The organism is Amycolatopsis sp. MJM2582 (assembly GCF_000754115.1).
Taxonomy (GTDB): Bacteria; Actinomycetota; Actinomycetes; order Mycobacteriales; family Pseudonocardiaceae; genus Amycolatopsis; species Amycolatopsis japonica.
This window is the reverse complement of record NZ_JPLW01000008.1, coordinates 277473-298554: the sequence shown is the minus strand read 5'-3', so window position 1 is coordinate 298554 and position 21082 is coordinate 277473. Positions and strand designations below refer to the sequence as shown.

Genomic DNA, 21082 nt, shown 5'->3' with positions numbered 1-21082 from the left:
CGCCCGCAGGGCGGTAGCCGCTCGCTCACGGCCGAGCACATCGGCAAGAGCGCGATCCCGTGCCGGTCGCCGGTCCTCCACCCCGTCCCGAAGACCGGCGATGTCGGCGTGCCCGCAAATGCCTGGTGCGAGGGCGTGGCCGTCCGACGCCAGAGCCCGCGGATACGCGGCATCCTCGGCGATTTCCCGGATCCCGGCCGCGCGTACTCCTGATCGAATGGAGCAGGTCTCATGAACCAGCAGCGCAAAGAACGGAAGCAGGAGGTCACTACCGACCTCGACCGGACACTGGGCGTCCCGCAGATCGTCTTCATGGTCGTGGCGATGGCCGCGCCGCTGACAGTATTCGCCGGCCTCATCCCGTTGATGCTCGGTTCGGGGAACGGCATCGGAACGCCGATCGACTTCGTGATCGTCGGAGTCGTGCTCGTGCTGTTCACCGTCGGGTACTCGGCGATGGCCCCTGAGGTACGCAACGCCGGCGCCTTCTATTCCTACATTCAACGCGGCTTCGGTACCGGCATCGGGTTGGGCGCCGCAACGCTCGCCCTGGTCACGTACTCGCTTCTCATTGTCTCCGTCTCGGCCTACCTCGGGGCCGCCTCGCGCAACGTGATCGAGACCTTCTCCGGGGTCTCGGTGCCTTGGTGGTGCCTCGCGGCCGCCGGGCTCGGGGCCATCGGTTACCTGGGATACCGCAACGTCGAGGTCAGCGCGCGAGTGCTCGGCACGCTGCTGGTCGCGGAGGTCGGGATCGTCGCCGTCGTCGATCTCGCCATCGTGCTGCGCGGCGGCGACCACGGCCTTTCGGCGCACCCGTTGACTTGGGACGCGTTCACCAGCGGCGCCACGGGGACCGGGATCATGTTCGCTGTCTTCGGCTTCGTCGGTTTCGAGGCCACCGCCGTCTTCAGGTCCGAGGCCAAGGATCCCGACCGTACGATCCCGAAGGCCACCTACATCGCGGTCGTCCTGATCGCGGTGATCTACGCGTTCTCGTCCTGGGCCATGATCAACGGCCTCGGCGTCGCGCGCGCCGTCGAGGCCGCCGCGAACGACCCCGAAGGACTCGCACCCGGTCTCGCCACCCGCTATCTGTCTCGCGCCGCCCACGATCTCATGCAGGTTCTTCTCGTCACGAGTTTCTTCGCCTGTGTGCTCACCGCGCACAATGTGGTGGCCCGTTACCTCTTCACCCTCGGCCGCCAGGGCGCGCTCCCGGTTTCGCTCGGCGTGGTGCATCCCGCGCACCGGTCGCCGCATGTGGCCTCGCTGCTGACCTCCGGGGTGATCGGCGCTCTGCTCGCGGCCACGGCGATCGCCGGCCTCGAGCCCGTCGTCGAGATCTACGCCTGGTTCGGCGGTGCCGGGACTCTCGGGCTGATCGTGCTGCTGGCTTTGACCTCCGCGGCGGTCGTCGTGCATTTCCGCAGGGCCGGTACGGCGACCGTGTGGACGGGCACTGTCGCTCCCGTACTCGCGCTCGGCGCGCTGGGGACGATCCTCGTGCTCGTCATCGGCAACTTCGAGCTCCTGATCGGGTCACGCACCGGAGCGAACGTCTTCCTCGCGGTCGTCGTCGCGGCGTTCGTCGGCGGCCTCGGGTGGGCGGCGCTCCTGTCGCGTCGCCGGCCGGAGATCGACGCCGCCCTCGAATGACCGCCACGCCCCGGCCCCACCAGTACTGCACCCGTCTTCGGAGAAAGGAACGACCATGGCGGAAAGCCCGACGATCTCCCCGGGTTTGGTGGCGCAGCGTGCGCCGGTCCGGATCGAGATCGACGACGATGCCACTCCCCTTGTCCGGCTGCTCGGCCGGACACTGCGTGACGCGGTCCGGATCGGCCACGTTCCCGACATTCTCGACCGCGGCACCGGGACGGTTGTCGTCCGCTCGCACAACACCCCGCAGGTCGCCACCGTCATGCTGCGCGACGGCGCGATAACCGTGACCGGTGGCGTCTCCGCGCCGGCCGACGCGACGCTGGTCGTCGACCTCGAAGCCCGCTTCGCGCCCGCGCAGGCCCCGGACGGTGACGCGGAACTGGCCGACGGGACGCTCCGCGCTCTCCGGCCTCCGTTGCCCTCGTGGCGCGAAGCCGCCGAACGCTTCTGGGCGGTGACTCGAGGCATCCGCGGCATTCCCGACGTCCTCGTCGCGGTCGCGCAGGGACCGGACGGCCCCCAGGAGGCCCGGTTCGGTTCGGGCCCGACGGCATACCGCATGGTCGGAACTGTCGACGCGCTCGCAGGGGTGTTCACCGGCGCCGACTACCTCCTCACCTCCCTGGACACCGGCCTGCGGGTCCAGGGAACTCTCTCGCAGCTGTCGGTCATGACGGCCGCCTCGTGGAAGGTTCGCTTCGATGTCTGAGCCCACCCGGCCGGAACCCGACAGGTCCGTACCCACGAGGGCGGTCCGTTTGGAGGCCACCGGTCACGACGGCAGTTTCCTGGGAAAGACCGTGACACCGGCGAAGTTCGCGTCCGGCAAGGAGTCCGGGTTCGCGTTCGCCGACATCCTGTTCGCGATCGACCTGGGTGACGAGTTCGTGTTCGGCGACGCCTTCCCGGACTGGCGCGGCAATCTCTACGACATCTCGATGATCCCGGACATGGACACGCTGGTGCAGTGGAAGCCCGGGCTCGACGCCGTCATCGGTGACTACTGGCTGCGGGACGGACGACCGGTGCCGATCTGCCCGCGGAACATGGTCCGTGGGCTGGTCGAGCGCCTGAAAGCGCTCGGCTACACCGCCACGGTCGCGGTGGAAATCGAAACGACGCTGTTCGAGGAGTCCGTCCAGCAGGCGCGGGCCCGCGGCTACCGCGATCTCACGCCGCTCGGCGGGGCCACCGGCGCCACGTATCACCTGGCGCGGTCGAAGGACTGGGTCGATTACATGGACGCCGTCACCGACCGGCTCGACGAGCTCGGCATCACCTGGGAGGCGTGGACTGACGAGGCGGCCGCAGGCCAGACCGAGTTGAACCTCGCACCCACCGATCCGGTGTCGCTCGGCGACTCCTGGGTGCGTACCAAGCAGGTGATGCGTGAGGTCGCGTTCGAGCAGGAGCGGACGGTGACGTTCATGGCCAAGCCGACCGCCGGGTTCGGGCAGGGCGCGCACATCAACCTCTCGCTGCACCGCGACGGCGAGAATCAGTTCTTCGCACCCGACGGACCGTCCGCGGTGATGCTGCAGGCCGTCGGTGGGCTGCTGGCCACGATGGCGGGAAACACCCTGCTGGCGCTGCCGCAGATCACCTCCTACCGGCGCCTGGTCGACATCAGCGGCCCGCCGACCACCATCTCCTGGGGCGTCAACAACAAGACCGCGGCGGTGCGGGCCATCGTCGGGCATCCCCGGTACTCGCGGCTCGAATACCGGCTTCCGGGCTCGGACGTCAACCCGTACTACGCGCTGGCCGGTGTGCTGGCCGGGGTTGTGGCCGGTATCGAACGGAGGATGCAGGCCCCGCCGCAGGTCGACGATATGGCGTGGTGCCTGCCCGACGACACCGGGGTCGAGCGGATCCCGGACTCGATCACCAAGGCCATCGCGGCGCTGGACGGCGACGAGGTGCTCCGCGACTACCTGGGCGACGAGTTCGTCGACTTCTGGGTGGCGTCGCGCCGGTGGGAATGGATGGAGTTCCACACCAAGGGTGGGGACCCGTACGCCGAACTCTCCGCGTGGGAGTCCCGTCGCTACTTCGAGTTCCCGTGAGCCGCAAACCACTGGTCGGGATCACCGGCCGCCGGTTCCGGCTGGGCTTGATCACCGGAACGGACGACCGCTACGCCACGCCGAGCGTGGACTCGTTCATGTCGGCCTTCGCCACCCGCGTCGCGAAGGCGGGCGGCGTGCCCGTGCACCTGCCTTACGACGCCGACCCCCTGGACGCCTGCGAGTGGATGTCCGGGGTGGTGATCACCGGGGGGCAGGACGTGCACCCGGCCCGGTGGGGCGGCGACACCTCCGTGGTCCGCGATGTCGACCCACGGCTCGATCCCCACGCGCACGACACCGAACGCGACGACTACGAGTTCACCCTGGCCCGCGCCGCCCTCGACCGCGGCCTCCCCCTGTTGGGAGTGTGCCGCGGGATGCAGCTGCTCAACGTCGCACTGGGCGGCACGCTCATCGCGGACCTGCCACCCGGCCCCGTGCCCCACCTGTCGCCGCTGGCCGCGCCCACCGACGGCGACCCCGAGCACCGCGTGAGGTTCGAACCCGGCTCCACGGCCGCGCGGGTCTTCGGCGACAGCGCCGTCACCAACTCGTGGCACCACCAGGCCGTCGACCGATGCGGCACGGGACTCGTCGTCACGGGCCGCACATCCGACGGGGTAGCGGAGGCCGTGGAGGTGCCCGGCGCGCCGATCCTCGGCGTGCAGTGGCACCCCGAGTGGATGGAACGCGACGACCCGGCCATGGCCTGGATCGTCGACGAAGCGAGAAAACGGCAGGAGATCGAGTATGTCCACTGACACGACAACCGTGACAGCGACCAGGGACGGCACACCGCGGCGCCCCGCAGTGCCCCACGACCAGATGGGGGCGACACCCCGGGTGCGCACGGTCACCGGCCTCCTGGCAGGCGGCGCCGCCCAGAGCCCCGGCGCCGAGCTGCTGCGCTTCGGCGACGATTCGTGGACCTACGAGCAGGCCGACGCATCGTCGTCGCGGCTGGCGCACCGCCTGATCGAGGCCGACGGCGTGGCGCCGGGCGACCGCGTCGCGATCATGCTGCCGAACGTCGCCTGGTGGCCGCTCACCTGGTTCGCGGTACTCAAGACCGGTGCCGTCGTCGTGCCAGTCAACTCGGCCTACCGTGCGGCCGATCTGGCGTTCGTGCTGCGCGACTCCGGCGCGAAGGTGATCGTCACCGACGCCGAACACCTCCCGCTGGTACGTGACGTGATCTCCCGCGACGCCGCTCTCACAGGCATCCGCGTCCTCGACGTCGCCGACGCCGCCGGCACGGATTTCCCCGCCACCGCCCCCGACATCGCGATCACCCCGGACACGCTGGCCAACCTGCAGTACACCTCGGGCACCACCGGATTCCCGAAGGCGTGCATGCTGACCCACGACTACTGGACCCGCATCGCCTGGGGCTGTGCCGCGGCCGCCGGCCTCGGCGACGACGACGTGCTGCTCACAGCGCAGCCCTTCTCGTACATGGATCCGCAGTGGAACACGGTGCTCGCCCTGACCGCGGGCGCGCCGCTGGTGGTGCTGCCGCGGTTCTCCGCGTCGGGGTTCATGGCCGACGTGCGGCGCCACCGCGTGACCTTCTGCTACGTCCTCGGATCGATGCCCACGCTGCTGTTCAAGCAGCCGCCCGGCGCCGACGACCGGGACAACCACCTGCGCGCGGTGTTCTGCTCCGCGATCCCCGCAGCGCTGCACGCCCGCCTCGAGGACCGCTGGGGCGCACCATGGCGAGAGCTCTACGGGATGACCGAAAGCGGGATCGACCTGATCAGCCCGCTCGACGACGCCGCGGCCGTCGGGAGCGGCGGCATCGGACGGCCCGTGCCGACCAAACAGGTCAGGATCGTGGACGCCGACGGCGCCGAGGTCCCCGCAGGCACCCCGGGCGAGCTGACGGTGTCCGGCGCGCCGATGATGCTCGGCTACTGGAACCGGCCCGAGGAGACCGCACGGACGCTCCGGAACGGATGGCTGCACACCGGCGACCTCGCCGTCGCCGACGACCGGGGCGAGATCCGCCTGGTGGGTCGCATCAAGGACATGGTGCGGCGCGGCGGGGAGAACGTGGCCAGCGCCGAGGTGGAGGCAGCGCTCGAAACCGATGACCGCGTCGTCGCGGCCGCGGTCGTCGCCGAGCCGGACGAGGTTCTCGGCGAGGAGGTCAAGGCCTTCGTCCAGCTCGCGGCGGGCGGCACGGGCGATCGGGCGATGGCCGAGGCCATCGTCGCCCGGGTCGCGGAGCGGCTCGCGCGGTTCAAAGTGCCGCGATACGTCGAATTCGTCGCGGACTTCCCCCGAACCCCGTCGGAACGGGTGTCGAAGCCCGCGCTCAAGGCCCGGGCGGCCGAAGTCCCCGGCACCACCTTCGACGTGCGCGATCGGACCCCGGCACGCCGCTGCGCATCTCCGGACGCGGCGCAGTCGGACGCGGCAGGCGAACACGTGCTCGTCGACATGATCCGCGATACGGCCGTGATCACGCTGCGGCGCCCGGCGAAGCTCAACGCCCTGACCGTCGAGATGCGCCTGCGCCTCGCCGCGCTCATCCGCGACTACGGCACCGGCGAGCGGGCCCGGGGAATCGTCATCACGGGCACAGGCCGCGCGTTCAGCGCGGGCGAGGACCTCGGCGTGCCGCCGACCACGTTCGCCGAGATGCGCGAGACCTTCGAGACCTTCCACGACGTCACCCGTGCCGTGATCGAGACCAAGGTCCCCGTGATCGCGGCGATCAACGGGATCGCGGTGGGCGGCGCCTCGGAGATCACGCTGTGCTGCGACGCGCGCCTGGGCACTCCGCGGACCGAGTTCTTCCAGCCGGAGAACGCCCGCGGCCTCACGATCTCCAACGCGTCGAGCGTGCTTCTCCCCCGGATCGTGCGTACTCACGCGATGCGGATGGTGCTGGGCTCCGAGCGCGTCGGCGCCGAGGAAGCGCTGCGGATCGGTCTGATCGACCAGATCGTCGAGCCCGATGGCCTGCTGGAACGCGCGATCGACCTCGTCCGCGCCTGGACGCCGGAGGGTGGCAATACCGCCCTGCACCTGGCGCTGTTGCGGCCCTCATCCGAAGAGATCGAACGCGCCTTCGCGTTGGAGGACACCGCGGCCGACGCGTCGTGGAACAGCGGCGCGTTCACCGCGGGGATCACAGGCTTCTGGAACGCCAAGAAACCCGCCGCCGCGACCGGAGAGAACGAATGATCACCACCCGCGCGGCCGTGCTCACGAAGGTGGGCGGGCCCCTGCACCTGACCGACATTCACGTCGATGACCCCGAACCGCGCGAGGTGCGGATCGCCGTCACGCACGTCGGGCTGTGCCACAGCGACCTGCACTACATCACCGGCACCGTCGCCACCGACCTGCCGGTGGTAACCGGTCACGAAGTGGCAGGCATCGTCGAATCCGTCGGCTCGGCCGTGACGGGCCTGCGTCCGGGCGACCCTGTCACCGGCGCGCTCACCCCGTCGTGCGGCGAGTGCGCGAACTGCAACGCGGCCCGTTCGACCCAGTGCCAGCGGCTCGGCGAGATCCGGCGCCGCCCGCGGCCCGCCTACACCTTGCCCGACGGGACGGCGGTCGCCCGGCTCGGCGACCTGGGCGCGTTCTCCGAGCACATGCTGCTGCGCGCGAACGCCGCCGTGAAGCTGCCCGACGGCGTGTCCACCCGGGTCGGCTGCCTGCTGTCGTGCTGCGTCATCACCGGCGTCGGCGCGGTGTTCCGCGGGGCGCGGGTGCGGCCCGGCTCCACCGTGGCCGTGATCGGCTGCGGCGGCGTCGGCTCGGCGATCATCCAGGGCGCGCGGCTGGCGGGCGCGTCCGCGATCGTCGCGATCGACCTCGACGAGCAACGGCTACGCGCCGCGCGCGGCTACGGCGCGACCCACACCCTCAACGGCAGCATCAACGACCTCCCCGCCGCAGTGCGCGCCCTGCTGGGCGACGGCGTCGACTACTCCTTCGAGGCCGTCGGCTCCGCCCGCACCGCGGCTACCGCCCTCGCCGTGGTGCGTCCCACCGGCACCGCGTGCCTCGTCGGCATCGCCCCCGAGGGCACCGAGCTGACTCTGCCCGCGTCCGACTTCTTCTTCAGCGAAAAACGCCTGCTCGGCTCGTACATGGGTTCGGGGCAGGCGCGGGAGGACATCGCCCAGTTCGCCCGGCTCTACCAGCACGGCCGGCTGCTGCTCGACGAGATGGTCACCGAGGTCATCGGCTTCGACCAGATCAACGACGGCTTCGAGGCGATGAAGTCCGGCGAGGTGACCCGCATCGTCGTCGCCATGCCGACCTGTTCCGACAACCCCACCGCGGGAGAGGCCTCATGAACGCCACGACGCAGACAACGTCACTCGCGCAGCCGGTGAGCTACATCGCCGGCGAGTGGGTGCGCTGCCAGACCCTCGACACCTGGAACGTCGACCCGAACACGGGTGAACCGGTCCACCGCATGGTGACCACCTCGCCCACCGACCTGGAGCGCGCGCTGCAGCACGCCCAGCACACCTACGATGCCCTGGACTGGGCCGGCGACGACTTCCGGCTTGAACGGGCCGAGGCACTCGAACGGGTCGCGGCGAACATCGAGAAGCGGCTCGAGGAGATCGCCCGCACCGACGCGATCACCAGCGGCACGGCGATCACCGCCACCCGCAAGCTCGCCGCGTTCCTCCCGGCCCGGATCCGGGGGGCCGCCGCCGAGGCCCGTGGGATCCCCCGGGTCACCGCGCTCGCCGCCGGAGGGCGCGACGTCCGGCTGCACCGGGTGCCCTGGGGGCCCGCCGCGATCCTCACCCCGTGGAACGGCCCCAGCTTCATCCCGGCGGCGAAGGTGGCCAGCGCGGTGGCGTCGGGGTGCCCGGTGCTGCTCAAGCCGTCCGAGCACGCTCCCGCCAGCGCGCAGGTGATCGTCGAGTGCTTCGTCGACGCCGGCTTGCCCGCGGGCGTGCTGCAGCTCGTACACGGCACAGGCAGCGTCGGCGCCGCGCTCACGGGCGACCGGCGGGTGAAGGTGGTGTCCTTCACCGGCGGCCCGGGCGCCGGGCGGGCCATCGCCCGCGCCGCGGCCGAGGACTTCAAGGTCCTCCAGCTCGAACTCGGCGGCAACAACCCCGTGCTCGTGCTCGATGACGCCGACCTCGACGTCACCGCCGACGGCATCCTCACCGGCATGACGACCCTGAACGGCCAGTGGTGCGAGGGGCCGGGCAAGGTCCTGGCACCACACCGGCTGGTGCAGCCGCTGCGGGAGGCCCTCGCGGAGCGCATCGCGCGGCTACGGATCGGGCACTCGCTCGGCGAGGAATCCGACATCGGCCCCCTCTCCAACGAACCCCACTACCGGAACCTGATTCAGCGGATCGAGGATCTACGCGGGCTCGGTGCCGAGATCGACCAGCCCGGGGAGCTGCCCGGGCTGGCAGGCTTCTTCCTGTCTCCCACGATCGCCACCGGGTCCGACCCGGACCGGACGACCGCCGAACTGTTCGGGCCGGTCATCTCCTTGCACGGCGTGGACTCCGACGAAGACGCGCTGCACGCCGCCAATGCGCACCCGTCGGGCCTGGACGCCTACGTGTTCGGCACCGACACCGACCACGCGATCACCATCGGCGCCCGGATCATCTCCGGCGAGGTGCGGGTCAACGGCGCGAAGCTCGCCGATCTCGGCGACGACTCCGCCCAGAGTTTCTGGGGCCCGTCCGGCATCGGCGGCCACGGCCCGGCCGAATCGGTGCGGGTGTTTTGCGGGGATCGGGTCGTCGGTGTCGACTCGCCGGATCTGCCGATGTGATCGGCGCGGGAGACAAACGAAGTCCATCGCGGGCCGGGAGATGCCCGGTTTCAATCCCGCAATTGGACGAGCATGAGGGCCGCGACCACGCTCGCGGCATTGTCGGCGAGCGGCACCGGCAGCAGCTGATCGGCGCGGGCCAGCCGTCGCTCGATGGTGTTGCGGTGCGTGACCATCCGCTCCGCGGCAGCGGAGCCGTTGAACCGCTCTCGGACGTAGGTCAGCACCGTTTGCCGCAGCACCGGATCGGCGGTCGCGAGATCGCCCAGAGTGTCGGTCACGAACTGATCAGCCTGCGCCATGTCCGCGGTGAGCACCGACACCAACGCGACGTCCTCGTACCGGACGATAGGGCGCGCCGAGCCCAGCCGCGCCAGTAACCGCTGCGCGGCGGAGGCCTCCATGTGGCTACGCCGGAAACCGTCGAGATCCCGCCCGCAACGTCCGAACGCCACATGGATTCCCGGACGGCCTGCCAGGGCGGACTCCGCCGCCTCGGCCGACGGGACGATGTCCGACCGGACCCACACCCACAGCGCGGTCGCGCTCGCGTTCAGGGTGAACCGGCACGAGGCTCCGCAGATCCTCATCACCGCCTCGGCGGCGGCGTCGAGCCCCGCGGCCTCGGCGGCGGAGTCGCTCCAGAGGATCGCGGCGACGTGACTGCCCGTCAGCGCGTACCCGAGACGTGACTCGGCCAGCGCCCGGCCGATCGGCGCGCCTTCGAGCAAGAGCTGGACGGTGGCGTGCCGCTCAGCGCTGGCGCCCCGTGCGAGGTCCGCCCGCTCGTGCTCGACGTACTCGTCGAGCGCCGCGATCGAATCGTCGATGAACGTCGCCATCGACCGTTCGGACACCTTCATCAAGTCGCGGAGCTCGTCGACGACAGTGGTCGCCGCGAAACAGGCGTCGACCCACAGCTCCCACGCCCCATGCTGGGCGCCCCGCCATGAACCGAGGTCGTGCATGTCCAGGCCCCGTCGCACCAGGTCGCGCGCGAACTGCAGGACCTCCGGGTCGACGCATGGCCCGACTCGCGCCCCAGGATCCTGCAAGACGGCCGACAGCCAATGCCTGAAGTAAGCCTTGCCCATGTGACGGTCGGCCGCCGCGAACTGCGGGTCATCCAGCAGTTCGCGGTACTCGGCCTCGCGGTGAGCAGCGGCCACCACCTCCTCGACCGCCACGCCCGCCGAAGCCAGAAGGCACTCGGCGATGTCCCGCATCAGCTCAGCGGTGCGTCGGCTCGGTCGCGGCCATCGTGACTCCACTGCCGCACTGTAGCGCCACACGACGCACCGCTCATCCAGCTCCGTCAGCACAACCGAGCGCCGATCTCTCGATCGATACCCATTAGAGCAACTGCTACCGGGACCCGTTCACGGCGCTGATTGTCCGGATGGCAACGGGTACGTGGTGGTCTCGGGGCGGGCCAAGCTGGGTGTCAGTTCGAGGGCTGCGGCGATCGCGGTCGCGAGAGCGCGGCCGTAATCGGTGAGTCCGGCCATCGGGTGGGGTGGGCTGGCACGGTGCACGAGCTGCTGGCCGAGTTCGCGTTCGAGTCGCCGGATGTCGCTGGCGAAGGTTTTCGGATCGATCCCCAGCTCGGCGGCGGTGGCGCGCATCGTCGGGTGGTCGCGGAGGTGAACGAACGCGACCAGGCGTTTCCAAGGGCGTGTGCCGGTCAGGACCGGGCGGAGGTCGGGCGGGATCGCCGTGGTCGGGTAAAGAGTGCTGCGGTGCCCGTGCGGCCCGGCGGCGCGCACGGGTAGTTCGTAGCGGCGACACCAGCTCAGGATCGTGTTCGCGTGCAGGCCGAGCTGGGCACCAAGGTCCTCGGAGCTGCGGCCGCGGCGCACGTACTGCTCGCGCAACCAGCGTTTACTGATGCCCGGTGGTGGTTTCTTCGGATCGCGCAACGTGATGTCGTAGGCGACGGCGAGCATAGTGATGCGGCGCCGGTTCACCTGGTAGCGGGCAGCGAGCGCGGTAAGGGACCAACCTTCGTCAAGGTAGAGGCGGCGGAAGGTTCCAGCGGGCAGCCGGTCGCGCAGCTGAGCGCCGATGTCCTGGTCGCTTCTCGTGTCGCGCGGGTGATGCTTGAGCAGGTACCGGGCGGAGTCGAGTGTCATGCCCGCCTGTGTCGCGGCTTGGCCCAGCGGCAGGTCCGCGTCGAGCAATGCGATCAGCGTCTGCCTGGGCAGGTTGTCCGGGTCGGGACCCGGCAGGCCCAGGCCATCGGCCAGCTCGTGTGGGGGCTGCCAGCTCACGGGTTCGTCGATGCCGTGGTCGGCAAGGTAGTCGGAGGCGATCAGGTCGAGTTCGGCTACCAGGCGTGCGGTGAGCAGGATCGGAAAGTTAGCGAAGGCATCACGCTGGGCCTTGGTGCCTGGGCGGTAGTGCGAGGGCGCGGCGGTGGCAGGCTGGCCGCTGAGGGTTTCGAACAGCAGGCAGCGCATCGAGCGCAACGTGCCGGTGTTGCGGCGGAATCCGGTGCGGGCCAGCAGGGTCTCCCAGCGTGGTTCTGGCAGCAGGCCCGTGTAGTCGAGCGCGCGCCGGCGCGCGTAGTCGATCGGCGTGCCGTTCTGGTCGAGATAGCGGGCGACGCGGGCCAGTGCGGCGCGCTGGGCGTCCCACAAAGGCTCGGTGACGAGGCGGTGCAACGCCTGGGCGACATAGGGATTCGAGGCGTCGGAGTTGAGCCGGACGATGGTTCTGGGGATCGACAGGTCAGTGCCGCTGGACAACGTCAGGCAAGCGAACGCGCCCCGCATCAGCCGGTGAACGCTCCACGACGGCGCGAGACGCAGGGTCCACCACGGCCAGAATCCGGCCGGGACGGCAGCGGACCGGTCGCGGTCCGGACAGTGCTGGACGTTGCCGAGCAGGTCATGGCGATGGCCGGACGGGGTACGGGGCCGGGCAGTGCGCGCCTGCGACGGTAACGGTGGGCGCGGGAACAGGGTGCGGCGCGCACGCTGCAGCGTGTCGGTGAGCATCGTGCTGATCGATCGCTGTGGGCCATTGTCGTACGGGGCGACCAACCGTCGGGCCGTGATGCCGGGCGCGGGCAGGGCGGCGAGTGCCGCGGCGGCGGCTGCGGCATCTGCCTTGCCCAGCACCGCCATTGCGCGGGTCACGGCCACGGCAGCGTGCACCGCGTGGCCAGGGCCAGAGTCAGCACCGTGGTGGGCGGTGCCAGCTTCGGGCAGCGAGGCCTGGTAGACGTCGGTGAGGTCACCGAGCACGGGATCGGCGGCGCGTGGCACTGCGGCGGCGCCCAGGATCCGGGTCGCGAGCACGGCCAGATCGGTGAACACCTGGTCAGCTGGGGTCGCGGCGTAGAGGCCAAAAGTCGCGGTGCCGGTGGTGAACATCGTGTCGACCAAGCGCTGCACAGCCAGCACCGCGTGCCCGCCTGCGAGTTCGTGCGATGCGCTCGCAGTGAGATCGGCACCACAGCGTTCGTGGGTGCGGCTCGCGGTCACCGGTCGAGCACCACACCGCGAGGCCAGCGGGAGGTGCAGCAAACCGGCACCGGGGCGCGGGATCTGTCCACAGCCCAGGCAGCGGTCGACGAGCAGGCACCGGTGTCTCACACACGCGAACGACCAACCCAGCCGCCACCGCAACTGCCACCGCCCACCGGTCTCGGTGAGACAGAGCGGGCAGAACCACGTTCCCCGCCGGCGGGTCCACGCGTGGTACGGCACCAGCCGCCGGGTCGCAGGGTCCGTACGAAGCACGCCGTTGTAGTGCTCGAGCGTCATCGTTTGCAACGTCGAGACGGGCACACCGGTCGCCCTGGCCACCTGGGTGGCCTCGTCGTCCCGCAGGACGACCGCGAGCCCTGTAGTGCTGCCGCGGAGGGTGGTGATGTCGAGCCCGAGGGCGGGCAGCAGGTCGCGGGCGGGTGTGGCCAGTCTGCGCGAAAGCGCCGCCAGCCACGAGTCCATGCCCTCGCCGGGCACCGGCTCGACGCGCACCGGCAGGCAACGCGGCACTGTCACGACGTGGCCGCACGACGGCGGGCACCGGCAGCCGGGCTGGTGATCGCCGTGGTGAGACGTCGCGCGGTGAAAGCGGCTTCGAGTTCGCGGCGGCCGTTCTCCGCTGCGGCGTCGTTCTTCACGCTGTCGAGGACGGTCTGGTCGAGGCGTTCAGCGCCGATGCGCACGGCCCACTGACAGCCGCGGTTGATCAGTGTCATCAGCGACCCGATGTGCCCGGTCGACCGCGCGAACAGGTAGTCGGACAGGTCATCGGCCAGCATGCCCGGCCGTGCATCGGCGAGCACCAGGCGCTGCTCGATCGCGGGCAGAATCGCGCGCCACTGCCGCCGGTGTACGGCGTTGTCGACCAGGAATGGCCCCATCCCGAGCCGGGTGGTGCGGCGGCCGATCTGCGCCAGGACCGGGTCGCTGGCGGCGTCGGCTTCGTCGAGCAGGCCCCGGCGGGCCAGACCGACGCCGATGAAGATCAGGGTGACCGGGTACTCGTTGGCGATGTACTTGAAATGGTTGCTGATCTCCACGCCGGAGTTGGCGCGCCACCGTAGGAAGTGCAGGTCGTCGACGATCAGCAACCGGACGTGGCAGCTGACCATGCAGTCCAGAGCGCGGGTGGCGTACTGGCTGGCGGTGCCACGGCCGATTCCGGGATGGGCGAAGAACTCCAGCATCGCCCGGTTGAAGTCCTTCAGCCCGGTGTTGCCGGTCAGCCCGACCCGGCACACCGGCCACCGCTCGTGGCCCTCCGAGGTGAGGGAGCCGTGCTCGGCGATCTCGCGCAGGTGGAACCGCTTCGCGAAGGCCAGCACCGAAGTGGTCTTGCCCAGACCGGGGAATGCGTCGATCGCGACCGCCCCCTTGGCCTTGTCTCCGTCGTGGGCGTTGCTGTCCACGATGTCCCACAGGTCGTCATGCAGCTCGGCCAGCTGCGGTGTCCGCAGCGGACCGAGGTTCGCGTGCCACTCCCGGCGGCTCCGGTCGTAGCTCGCGCGCGCCTGGTCACCGAGAGCGCGGATCTGCTTGCGTGACAACAATTCCGGCCGGGTTCGCGCGGGGGCGTCGACGAACTGCTGCCAACCTTCCTTGCGCGCGAGCGTGAGGTTGTCCAGCCCGGCCGTGCTCACACGTCCTCCAGCGCGTCGGCGTAGAAGTCTCCACTCCCGGCCGCGAGTTCCTCGACGTCGTCGTCACCCATCTCCGGTTCGTCGTCGTCGGCGTCGACAGGCGCGGCCGCGAGCACACGCGCGACCGAGGGCAGAGCTGCGACCGCGGGCTCGGTGGCGGGAAGGTCGAGGGCTGCCTGATCCCGCGCGAGACGCAGCGCGATCCGCCGTTCGGCGAGGCTGCGGCCGAGTCCTGCGTTCCAGCGCTCCAGCAGGTCGGCGACCGCGACCTTGTCGTCGGGATAGGTGTAGCGCGATGCCGCGAGCTTGCTGGCGTGGTCACGGTTCCGGGTCGTGATCCCGGTTATGGACAAGACGTTGCCGACGATCGTGGCCTGTTTGGACACCACGTTGCGGCGGATCGGTGGCGTTCCGACGTATGCGTTGACAGACAACGAAAAAACGGTGTCGGTCGATCATGTCGCGTCGATCGCGGTCCGCAACCCCGACATCGTCGAGGTCGGCCGGCACTACGGGATGACGATCCGCACCTGTGTTCCGGCGGACCCGCAGTCCAAGGGCGGGTCGGAGGCGACGGTGCGGATCGCGAAAGCGGATTTGGTGCCCACCGACACCAATCTGCTGGACGCCTACCGCAGTTTCGGAGACTTGGAGACAGCCTGCCGCGAGTTCTGTGAGCAGGTCAACGACCGGCCTCATCGCGAGACCCACCGGCGCCCGGTCGAGGCGCTCGCGGAGGAACAAACCCGGCTGCATCCGTTGACCCGTAAGCCTTTCACCGTCGCGTTCGGCACCACCCGGCGGGTCAACTGGGACGGCACCGTCTCGGTTGAGGGGGTGCGGTATTCGGTGCCGCATCTCCTGGTCGACACCCGGGTCTGGGTCCGTTTCCACGGCGACGACCTGATCGTGACCGCGATCGACGAGAACGGCCCGTCCGAGGTCGCCCGGCATGCCCGCTCGACACCGGGGAACCCATCGATCCAGGATGAGCACTACCCGCCGCGGCCCGATCATCACGGCGACCGCGCGCCGCGGGCCACCTCGCCGGAGGAAGCCGCGTTCCTGGCGCTGGGCAGCGGCGCGGCGGCCTGGTTGACCGAGGCCGCGGCCACCGGCGTCCGCCGGATCCGCCCGAAGATGGCCGAAGCGGTCACCCTGGCCAAGCTGCACCCGGCCGCCGAGGTCGACCAGGCACTCGGGATCGCGGCGATCGCCGGCCGGTTCGCCGAGAATGATCTGATCCGCATCCTGACCCATCACACCGGCCGCGACACCACCGAACCCTCACGGGCCAGCGAGGACCACAGCCTGCAGCCAGGCACCTCCGCCTGGTCGAACTTCGGCCTCCCCACCCGCGGCCTCGCGACCAGCGACAACGACCCTGAAAGCGATCACTGATGACCTCTGGACTCCGCATCGCCGGCTCCGCCGGCGACCCTCTCGCCGAAGCCGTCGCACTGACGAAACGGCTGAAGCTGCCGCACCTGCGGCGCGCGTTGACCGACCTGATCCCGACGGCGAAGGCGCAGCGCTGGGACCCGGCCGAGGTCGTGAGGGTGCTGCTCGCGGAAGAGGCCGCCGGTCGGGACGCGGCGAACCTGCGGACCCGCCGCAAACGCGCCGCGTTCCCCGCGGGCAAGACCTTCGGCGACTGGGACGAGCAAGCCTCGTCCATCGCGCGGCCGACGCAGGACTCGCTGAAAACACTGGAATGGGTGCGGAACAAGGAGAATCTCTGCATCTGTGGTCCATCCGGGACCGGCAAATCACACTTCTGCGAAGCGCTGGGCCAGGCCGCGATCGAAGCCGGGCTGACCGTCGCCTGGTTCACCATCGAAGACCTCGGCGCGCTCGTCCGCCGGCACCGGGTCGACGACTCCATCACCCGCGCCCTGGCCCGGCTGATCCGCACAGACCTGATCATCATCGATGATATCGGCCTGCTGCCGGTCAGCCCCGACGCCGCTGAAGGGTTCTACCGGCTGGTCGACGCCGCCTACGAACGACGGGCGCTGGCCGTGAGCTCGAACCTGCACCCCTCCGGATTCGACGAGATCATGCCGAAAACCCTGGCCACCGCCACAGTCGATCGGCTCCTGCATCACGCGCATGTCGTTGTCACACAAGGTGACAGCTTCCGGCTGGCTCAGGCCACCTCCGGACAGGGGGTGAGACCGCTGCACTGACCATCAGATCCACCAGGCGGGGACTTATCTGGCCGCCGGTGGGGACATCCAACTGGCCGCCAGCGGGGACAACATCTGGCCGCCTACGGGGAGAACAAACTGGCCATTGACAGTCGCCAACCGGTCGTCCCGCGGTCTGATCTGGGGTTCTTCGGCTGTGACCGGGTTCTTGTGGTTTTACAGGTGAATGCCCACGGCGCCATGGAGGTCAAGGGGCGGGTAGTTCGCCGGGTGAGGTGCCGAACAGCCAGCGGTTTCCTTCTGGGTCTTGGAGTTCGCAGTCGCGGGTGCCATGCGGGGTGTCGTAGGGCTCGCGGACCACGTCGGCTCCGGCGGCGATGGCACGGAAGAAGAGCGCGTCGGGATCGGGTTCGACGACGTAGCACCGAATCGGCGTCATGGGCATCCGCTGTCGTGGATCGACGTAGTCGTTACCGTCCAAGCCCAGCATGATGCCACCACCGCGAGGACCGGCGAGTTCGGCGTGAACGAGTTGCCCGGTGCGCCCGGGATGGCGGCCCCAACCCGGAAACCGAATGCCTCTTCGTAGAAGTCGATCAAAGTGCGAAGGTCACGGCATCGCAGGGTGGGCCAGAATCTGGGGGCCGACCGGGGTGAGCCCGGCCGTGCTGCTTGTCGTCATGAGGACCAGACGCTACGAGGCGACTCCACTGCGGGGAAGACCTTGACCTGGTGGCAACCGTCACACAATTTCACTAAGCTAGTTAGTGACTTATCTAGTAGTCTATCTGTCATGACTTCCTCTGCTCGCGCGTCTCGTCTCGCCGACATGCCGCCCGCCACCGGGCCGGACCACTTGTCTGGCCGGCGACCGGTCGAGTCCCCTGGCGTGGGCAACGCGGTGATGGAGCGTCTGCAAGAGGTAGGAGTGCTGACGCGGGTGGTCGAGCAGCGGCTGAGCGGCGCACTGGGGATCAACGCCACCGACCTGGCGGCGATGGAGCACCTCACGACCGACGGACCGCTGACCGCCAAGGACCTCGCAGACAGGCTGCGGGTCTCGACCGCGGCGAGCACGCACATCGTCGACCGGCTCGAGAAGGCCGGGCACATCGTCCGCCGCCCGCACCCGACCGATCGCCGCAAGGTGATGGTCGAGCCGGTCGCAGACTCGATGGACCGGCTCTTCGGTCATCTGCATCCGCTGCTGCGCGGCGTGGAGGGCCTCGTCGAAGCGCTGGCTCCCCGCGACAGGGATGTCGTGGAGGCCTTCCTGGCCGGAGTCGTGCAGATCTACACGGACACGGCGGATTCCTTCCCCCAGGGCTGACATCTCGCCGCGGCAGGCACGCCGCCACACCTACCCCACCCGGGGTGCGTTCGTTCCGCGCGAATGGCCCCCGGCGTACGAACGCGCCCTGAAACGGGCGCTATCACCAGAATCCGGAGAAAATCATGGCTGTATCAGAGAAGAAGATATCGCCGAGGGCGGTGTGGTGGCTGCTGGCCACGGTGCTCGTCGTCGAGCTGATGGATCTGCTCGACTCGACGATCGTCAACGTGGCGGGCCCGTCGCTGGAAAAGTCGCTGGATTCGAGTCCGGTCGGTTTGCAGTGGGTGATCGGCGGCTACGCCCTGACTCTCGGCGCGGGCCTCGTGCTGGGCGGGCGGCTCGGCGATCGCTACGGACGCCGCCCGATGTTCCTGTTCGGGCTCGTGGCCTTCACTCTCGCGTCGTTGCTGTGCGCGATCGCGCCGAGCATCGAAACGCTGATCACCTTCCGGCTGGTCCAGGGCGTGGCGGGGGCGATGATGCTGCCGCAGGGCCTCGGCATCCTGCGCGACAACCTGGCTCCCCGCGATCTCACCAAGGCCCTGGCGATCTTCGGGCCGGTGCTGGGGCTCGGCGGTGTCCTGGGCCCGGTACTGGGTGGCGCGCTGGTCGACTGGGACCTGTTCGGTCTCGGCTGGCGCCTGGTGTTCCTGGTCAACGTCCCGGTCGGTCTCGCGGCGTTGGTGTTCGCCTGGCGGCTGGTGCCCCGCGGCGTCGGGACCAGGACCCTGCGCGTGGACGTCGTCGGAGCCGTGTTCGTCGCCGCCGCGTCCGCGCTGCTGGTCCTTCCGCTCAACGAGGGACAGGCCGCGGGATGGCCGTTGTGGACGTGGCTTTCGCTGTCCGCCGCCGCGCTCGGCTACGTCGGATTCGCGCTGTGGCAGCGCCGGGTCGTGCGCTTGGGCCGCGATCCGCTGGTCACCCCGGCCCTGTTCGGCAAACCCGCGTTCACCGTCGGGCTGGTCGCGGTCGCGTTGTTCTTCGGCGGCATGATCGGCACCCAGCTGGTGTTGACGTTCTTCCTGCAGATCGGCCAGGGGTTCACCGCCGGACAGGCCGGGCTGGGCAACCTCCCGGTCGCACTGGGAACCGCCGTCGGCGGCACGATCAGCGGAGGCCTGCTCGCCGCCAAACTCGGCCGCCGGGTGCTGCAAGCCGGAGCCATCGTCCAGCTCGCCGGTGTCGCCTGGCTGTGGCTCGCCCTTGCCGACACCACCGACTTCACGATCTGGCAGATCGTGCCCGGCAGCACCGTCGCCGGCATCGGCTCGGGAATCGTGATCGCCGCGGTGTTCAACACCGTGCTCGGTGCCGTCGACAACGATGAGGTCGGCTCCGCCTCCGGCGTCCTGTCCGCGGTCCAGTCCATCGGCGGCTCGGTCGGTGTCGCGGTGTTCAGCACCGTGTTCTTCGCCGGCGCCCTCAGCGGCGCGGTCACCGAGAGCTTCCGTGACGCCCTCGTGGTCCAGGCGATCGTCATCGGACTGTTCCTGCTCATCTCACCGCTGTTCCCCCGACGCGCCCGCCCCGACGACGCGGACCTCGCCGCCGATACCGACACCACGACACCGGCGGACATCGTGGACGCGGACACCACGCTGGCGAGCGCCGCGCCAGCGGCCCACACCGCCGACGGCTCCCGCTGATCATGAGCACCGCACCGGTGCCCATGATCAGGCCCCGCCACCGCTTCGCGAGGAGGACACCCATGTCCCGCACCATCCTGATCTCCGGCGCCAGCATCGCTGGACCCGCACTCGCCTACTGGCTCCACCAGCACGGCATGACCGCGACCGTGATCGAACGCGCACCGGAACTACGCCCTGGCGGGCAGACCGTCGACCTGCGCGGCGCCGGCCGCACCGTCATCGAACGGATGGGCCTCGAACAGGCCGCCCGCGACCGCGTCACCCACGAGGAGGGAATGCACTTCGTCGACGGCCGCAACCGGATCCGCGCGTCATTCGGCACCGATTCCCTTGATGGCGACGGGTTCGTCACCGAACTGGAACTCCTGCGCGGCGAACTCGCCGGCCTGCTTCACCAGCACACCCGAGACGATGTCGACTACGTCTTCGGCGACGAGATCACCGGGCTGACCGACACCAGCGACGGCGTGGACGTCACCTTCCGCAACGGCGCGGACCGGCGATTCGACCTCGTCATCCTCGCCGACGGCCTCCGATCCCGAACCCGGGACCTCGTCTTCGCCGACATCGCCCGCACCCGCTCGTTCGGCCTCTACACCGCCTACTTCACCATCCCCCGCGCCGCGTCCGACGGCCGCTGGGCCCGCTGGTACAATGCCCCCGGCCGCCGCGTCGTCCTCCTACGCCCCGACAACCAAGGCACCACCCGCGCCTCACTGCCCTTCCTGTACCCGCAACGCGGGCTCGAACGGCTGCAAGCCCCTGCACAACAGGACTTCCTTCGCCGCCACTACGCCGACGCCGGCTGGGAAACCCCACGCGTGCTCGACACCATGGCCGACTCCCCGGACTTCTACTTCGAATCCATCGGCCAAATGCATCTCAAGAAATGGTCACGCGGCCGCATCGCAGCCGTCGGCGACGCCGCCTACTGCGCCTCACCGCTCAGCGGCATGGGCACCAGCCTCGCTCTCGTCGGCGCCTACATCCTCGCCGGCGAACTCAGCCGACACACCGACCACAGCGACGCCTTCCACGCCTACGAAAACCTCATGCGCCCCTACGTCGCACAAGCACAGAAAGTCCCCTGGATCGCACCCCGGCTGGCCTCCCCGAAAACCCGCACCGGCATCCAACTCCTCAACACCATCGCAAACCTCGCCACCAACCCCAAAATCAGCCGCCTCGCCACCCGATTCACCAACCCACCCTCAGACGCCATCAACCTCCCCACCTACCCCCACACCCAGCCGACCCCGCCCTGAACACCGCACGACCCACCCCCCCATAGGAC

At 69.8% G+C, this 21082-nt stretch carries 17 protein-coding genes and 1 pseudogene; 12 read left to right on the top strand and 6 right to left on the bottom strand.

Translation table 11 applies throughout. The features are described 5' to 3' along the window. Positions 1–231: 231 nt before the first annotated feature. The 7 genes from ED92_RS38680 to ED92_RS38650 are packed head-to-tail and all read left to right on the top strand — an operon-like array spanning position 232 to position 9522. A complete protein-coding gene (locus ED92_RS38680) occupies positions 232–1659 on the top strand; it encodes an APC family permease (protein WP_037347398.1) in 1428 nt (475 codons plus the stop codon). A 55-nt stretch (positions 1660–1714) separates the two neighbouring features. Then, entirely contained in the window at positions 1715–2374 is a 660-nt protein-coding gene (locus ED92_RS38675; protein WP_037347397.1) for a hypothetical protein, read from the top strand. Beyond that, entirely contained in the window at positions 2367–3731 is a 1365-nt protein-coding gene (locus ED92_RS38670) for a glutamine synthetase family protein (protein WP_037347395.1), read from the top strand. The genes ED92_RS38675 and ED92_RS38670 overlap by 8 nt, the downstream gene beginning before the upstream one ends. Beyond that, positions 3728–4495: a gamma-glutamyl-gamma-aminobutyrate hydrolase family protein gene (locus ED92_RS38665; protein WP_037347393.1), complete on the top strand. Its 768-nt coding sequence runs from the start codon at positions 3728–3730 to the stop codon at positions 4493–4495. The genes ED92_RS38670 and ED92_RS38665 overlap by 4 nt, the downstream gene beginning before the upstream one ends. Positions 4496–4505: 10 nt before the next feature. Then, on the top strand, positions 4506–6929 hold the full coding sequence (locus tag ED92_RS38660; RefSeq protein WP_235213502.1) for an AMP-binding protein: 2424 nt from the start codon (positions 4506–4508) through the stop codon (positions 6927–6929). Next, the gene (locus ED92_RS38655) at positions 6926–8056 is read left to right on the top strand and encodes a Zn-dependent alcohol dehydrogenase (protein WP_037347390.1); all 1131 of its coding nucleotides are present in this window, start codon (positions 6926–6928) and stop codon (positions 8054–8056) included. The genes ED92_RS38660 and ED92_RS38655 overlap by 4 nt, the downstream gene beginning before the upstream one ends. Continuing rightward, the gene (locus tag ED92_RS38650) at positions 8053–9522 is read left to right on the top strand and encodes an aldehyde dehydrogenase (RefSeq protein ID WP_037347388.1); all 1470 of its coding nucleotides are present in this window, start codon (positions 8053–8055) and stop codon (positions 9520–9522) included. Before ED92_RS38655 ends, ED92_RS38650 begins: the two co-directional genes overlap by 4 nt. A gap of 50 nt (positions 9523–9572) precedes the next feature. Here the strand turns inward: ED92_RS38650 and ED92_RS38645 are convergent, their stop codons facing one another. From ED92_RS38645 to ED92_RS43875, 4 genes are all read right to left on the bottom strand, one after another. Next, positions 9573–10793, bottom strand: a complete 1221-nt coding sequence (locus tag ED92_RS38645) for a helix-turn-helix domain-containing protein (protein WP_200882805.1) — start codon at positions 10791–10793, stop codon at positions 9573–9575. 108 nt (positions 10794–10901) lie between these two features. Continuing rightward, on the bottom strand, positions 10902–13532 hold the full coding sequence (locus tag ED92_RS38640; RefSeq protein ID WP_152611152.1) for a TniQ family protein: 2631 nt from the start codon (positions 13530–13532) through the stop codon (positions 10902–10904). Continuing rightward, positions 13529–14656, bottom strand: coding sequence for an AAA family ATPase (locus ED92_RS38635; RefSeq protein ID WP_037347385.1), 1128 nt, complete (start codon positions 14654–14656; stop codon positions 13529–13531). Before ED92_RS38635 ends, ED92_RS38640 begins: the two co-directional genes overlap by 4 nt. Next, positions 14653–15009 carry a hypothetical protein gene (locus tag ED92_RS43875; protein WP_200882804.1) on the bottom strand — a complete coding sequence of 119 codons (357 nt, stop codon included), beginning with the start codon at positions 15007–15009 and terminating at the stop codon, positions 14653–14655. Before ED92_RS43875 ends, ED92_RS38635 begins: the two co-directional genes overlap by 4 nt. Between ED92_RS43875 and ED92_RS38630 the strand changes: the two are divergent. Continuing rightward, positions 14966–16057, top strand: a pseudogene (locus ED92_RS38630) (IS21 family transposase); the annotation flags it as partial. The gene ED92_RS43875 and the pseudogene ED92_RS38630 overlap by 44 nt on opposite strands. Continuing rightward, complete coding sequence (istB, locus tag ED92_RS38625; RefSeq protein WP_037347384.1) at positions 16057–16845, top strand: IS21-like element helper ATPase IstB; 789 nt, start codon at positions 16057–16059, stop codon at positions 16843–16845. The pseudogene ED92_RS38630 and the gene istB, both read left to right, overlap by 1 nt. A 208-nt stretch (positions 16846–17053) precedes the next feature. Here istB and ED92_RS43215 read toward each other — a convergent pair whose 3' ends face one another. Together ED92_RS43215 and ED92_RS43870 are read right to left on the bottom strand one after the other, a co-directional pair. Continuing rightward, entirely contained in the window at positions 17054–17296 is a 243-nt protein-coding gene (locus tag ED92_RS43215; RefSeq protein ID WP_200882803.1) for a VOC family protein, read from the bottom strand. Beyond that, positions 17242–17406 (bottom strand): hypothetical protein, encoded by a 165-nt coding sequence (locus tag ED92_RS43870; protein WP_369797486.1) that lies wholly within the window; start codon positions 17404–17406, stop codon positions 17242–17244. Before ED92_RS43870 ends, ED92_RS43215 begins: the two co-directional genes overlap by 55 nt. 193 nt (positions 17407–17599) lie before the next feature. Between ED92_RS43870 and ED92_RS38615 the strand changes: the two genes are divergently transcribed. The 3 genes from ED92_RS38615 to ED92_RS38605 all read left to right on the top strand — a co-directional run bounded on the left by ED92_RS38615 (position 17600) and on the right by ED92_RS38605 (position 21053). After that, the gene (locus ED92_RS38615; RefSeq protein WP_235213501.1) at positions 17600–18136 is read left to right on the top strand and encodes a MarR family winged helix-turn-helix transcriptional regulator; all 537 of its coding nucleotides are present in this window, start codon (positions 17600–17602) and stop codon (positions 18134–18136) included. A 125-nt stretch (positions 18137–18261) separates the two neighbouring features. After that, positions 18262–19785, top strand: coding sequence for an MFS transporter (locus ED92_RS38610; RefSeq protein ID WP_081976057.1), 1524 nt, complete (start codon positions 18262–18264; stop codon positions 19783–19785). A gap of 2 nt (positions 19786–19787) precedes the next feature. After that, positions 19788–21053, top strand: coding sequence for an FAD-dependent monooxygenase (locus tag ED92_RS38605; RefSeq protein ID WP_235213500.1), 1266 nt, complete (start codon positions 19788–19790; stop codon positions 21051–21053). Positions 21054–21082: the final 29 nt, after the last annotated feature.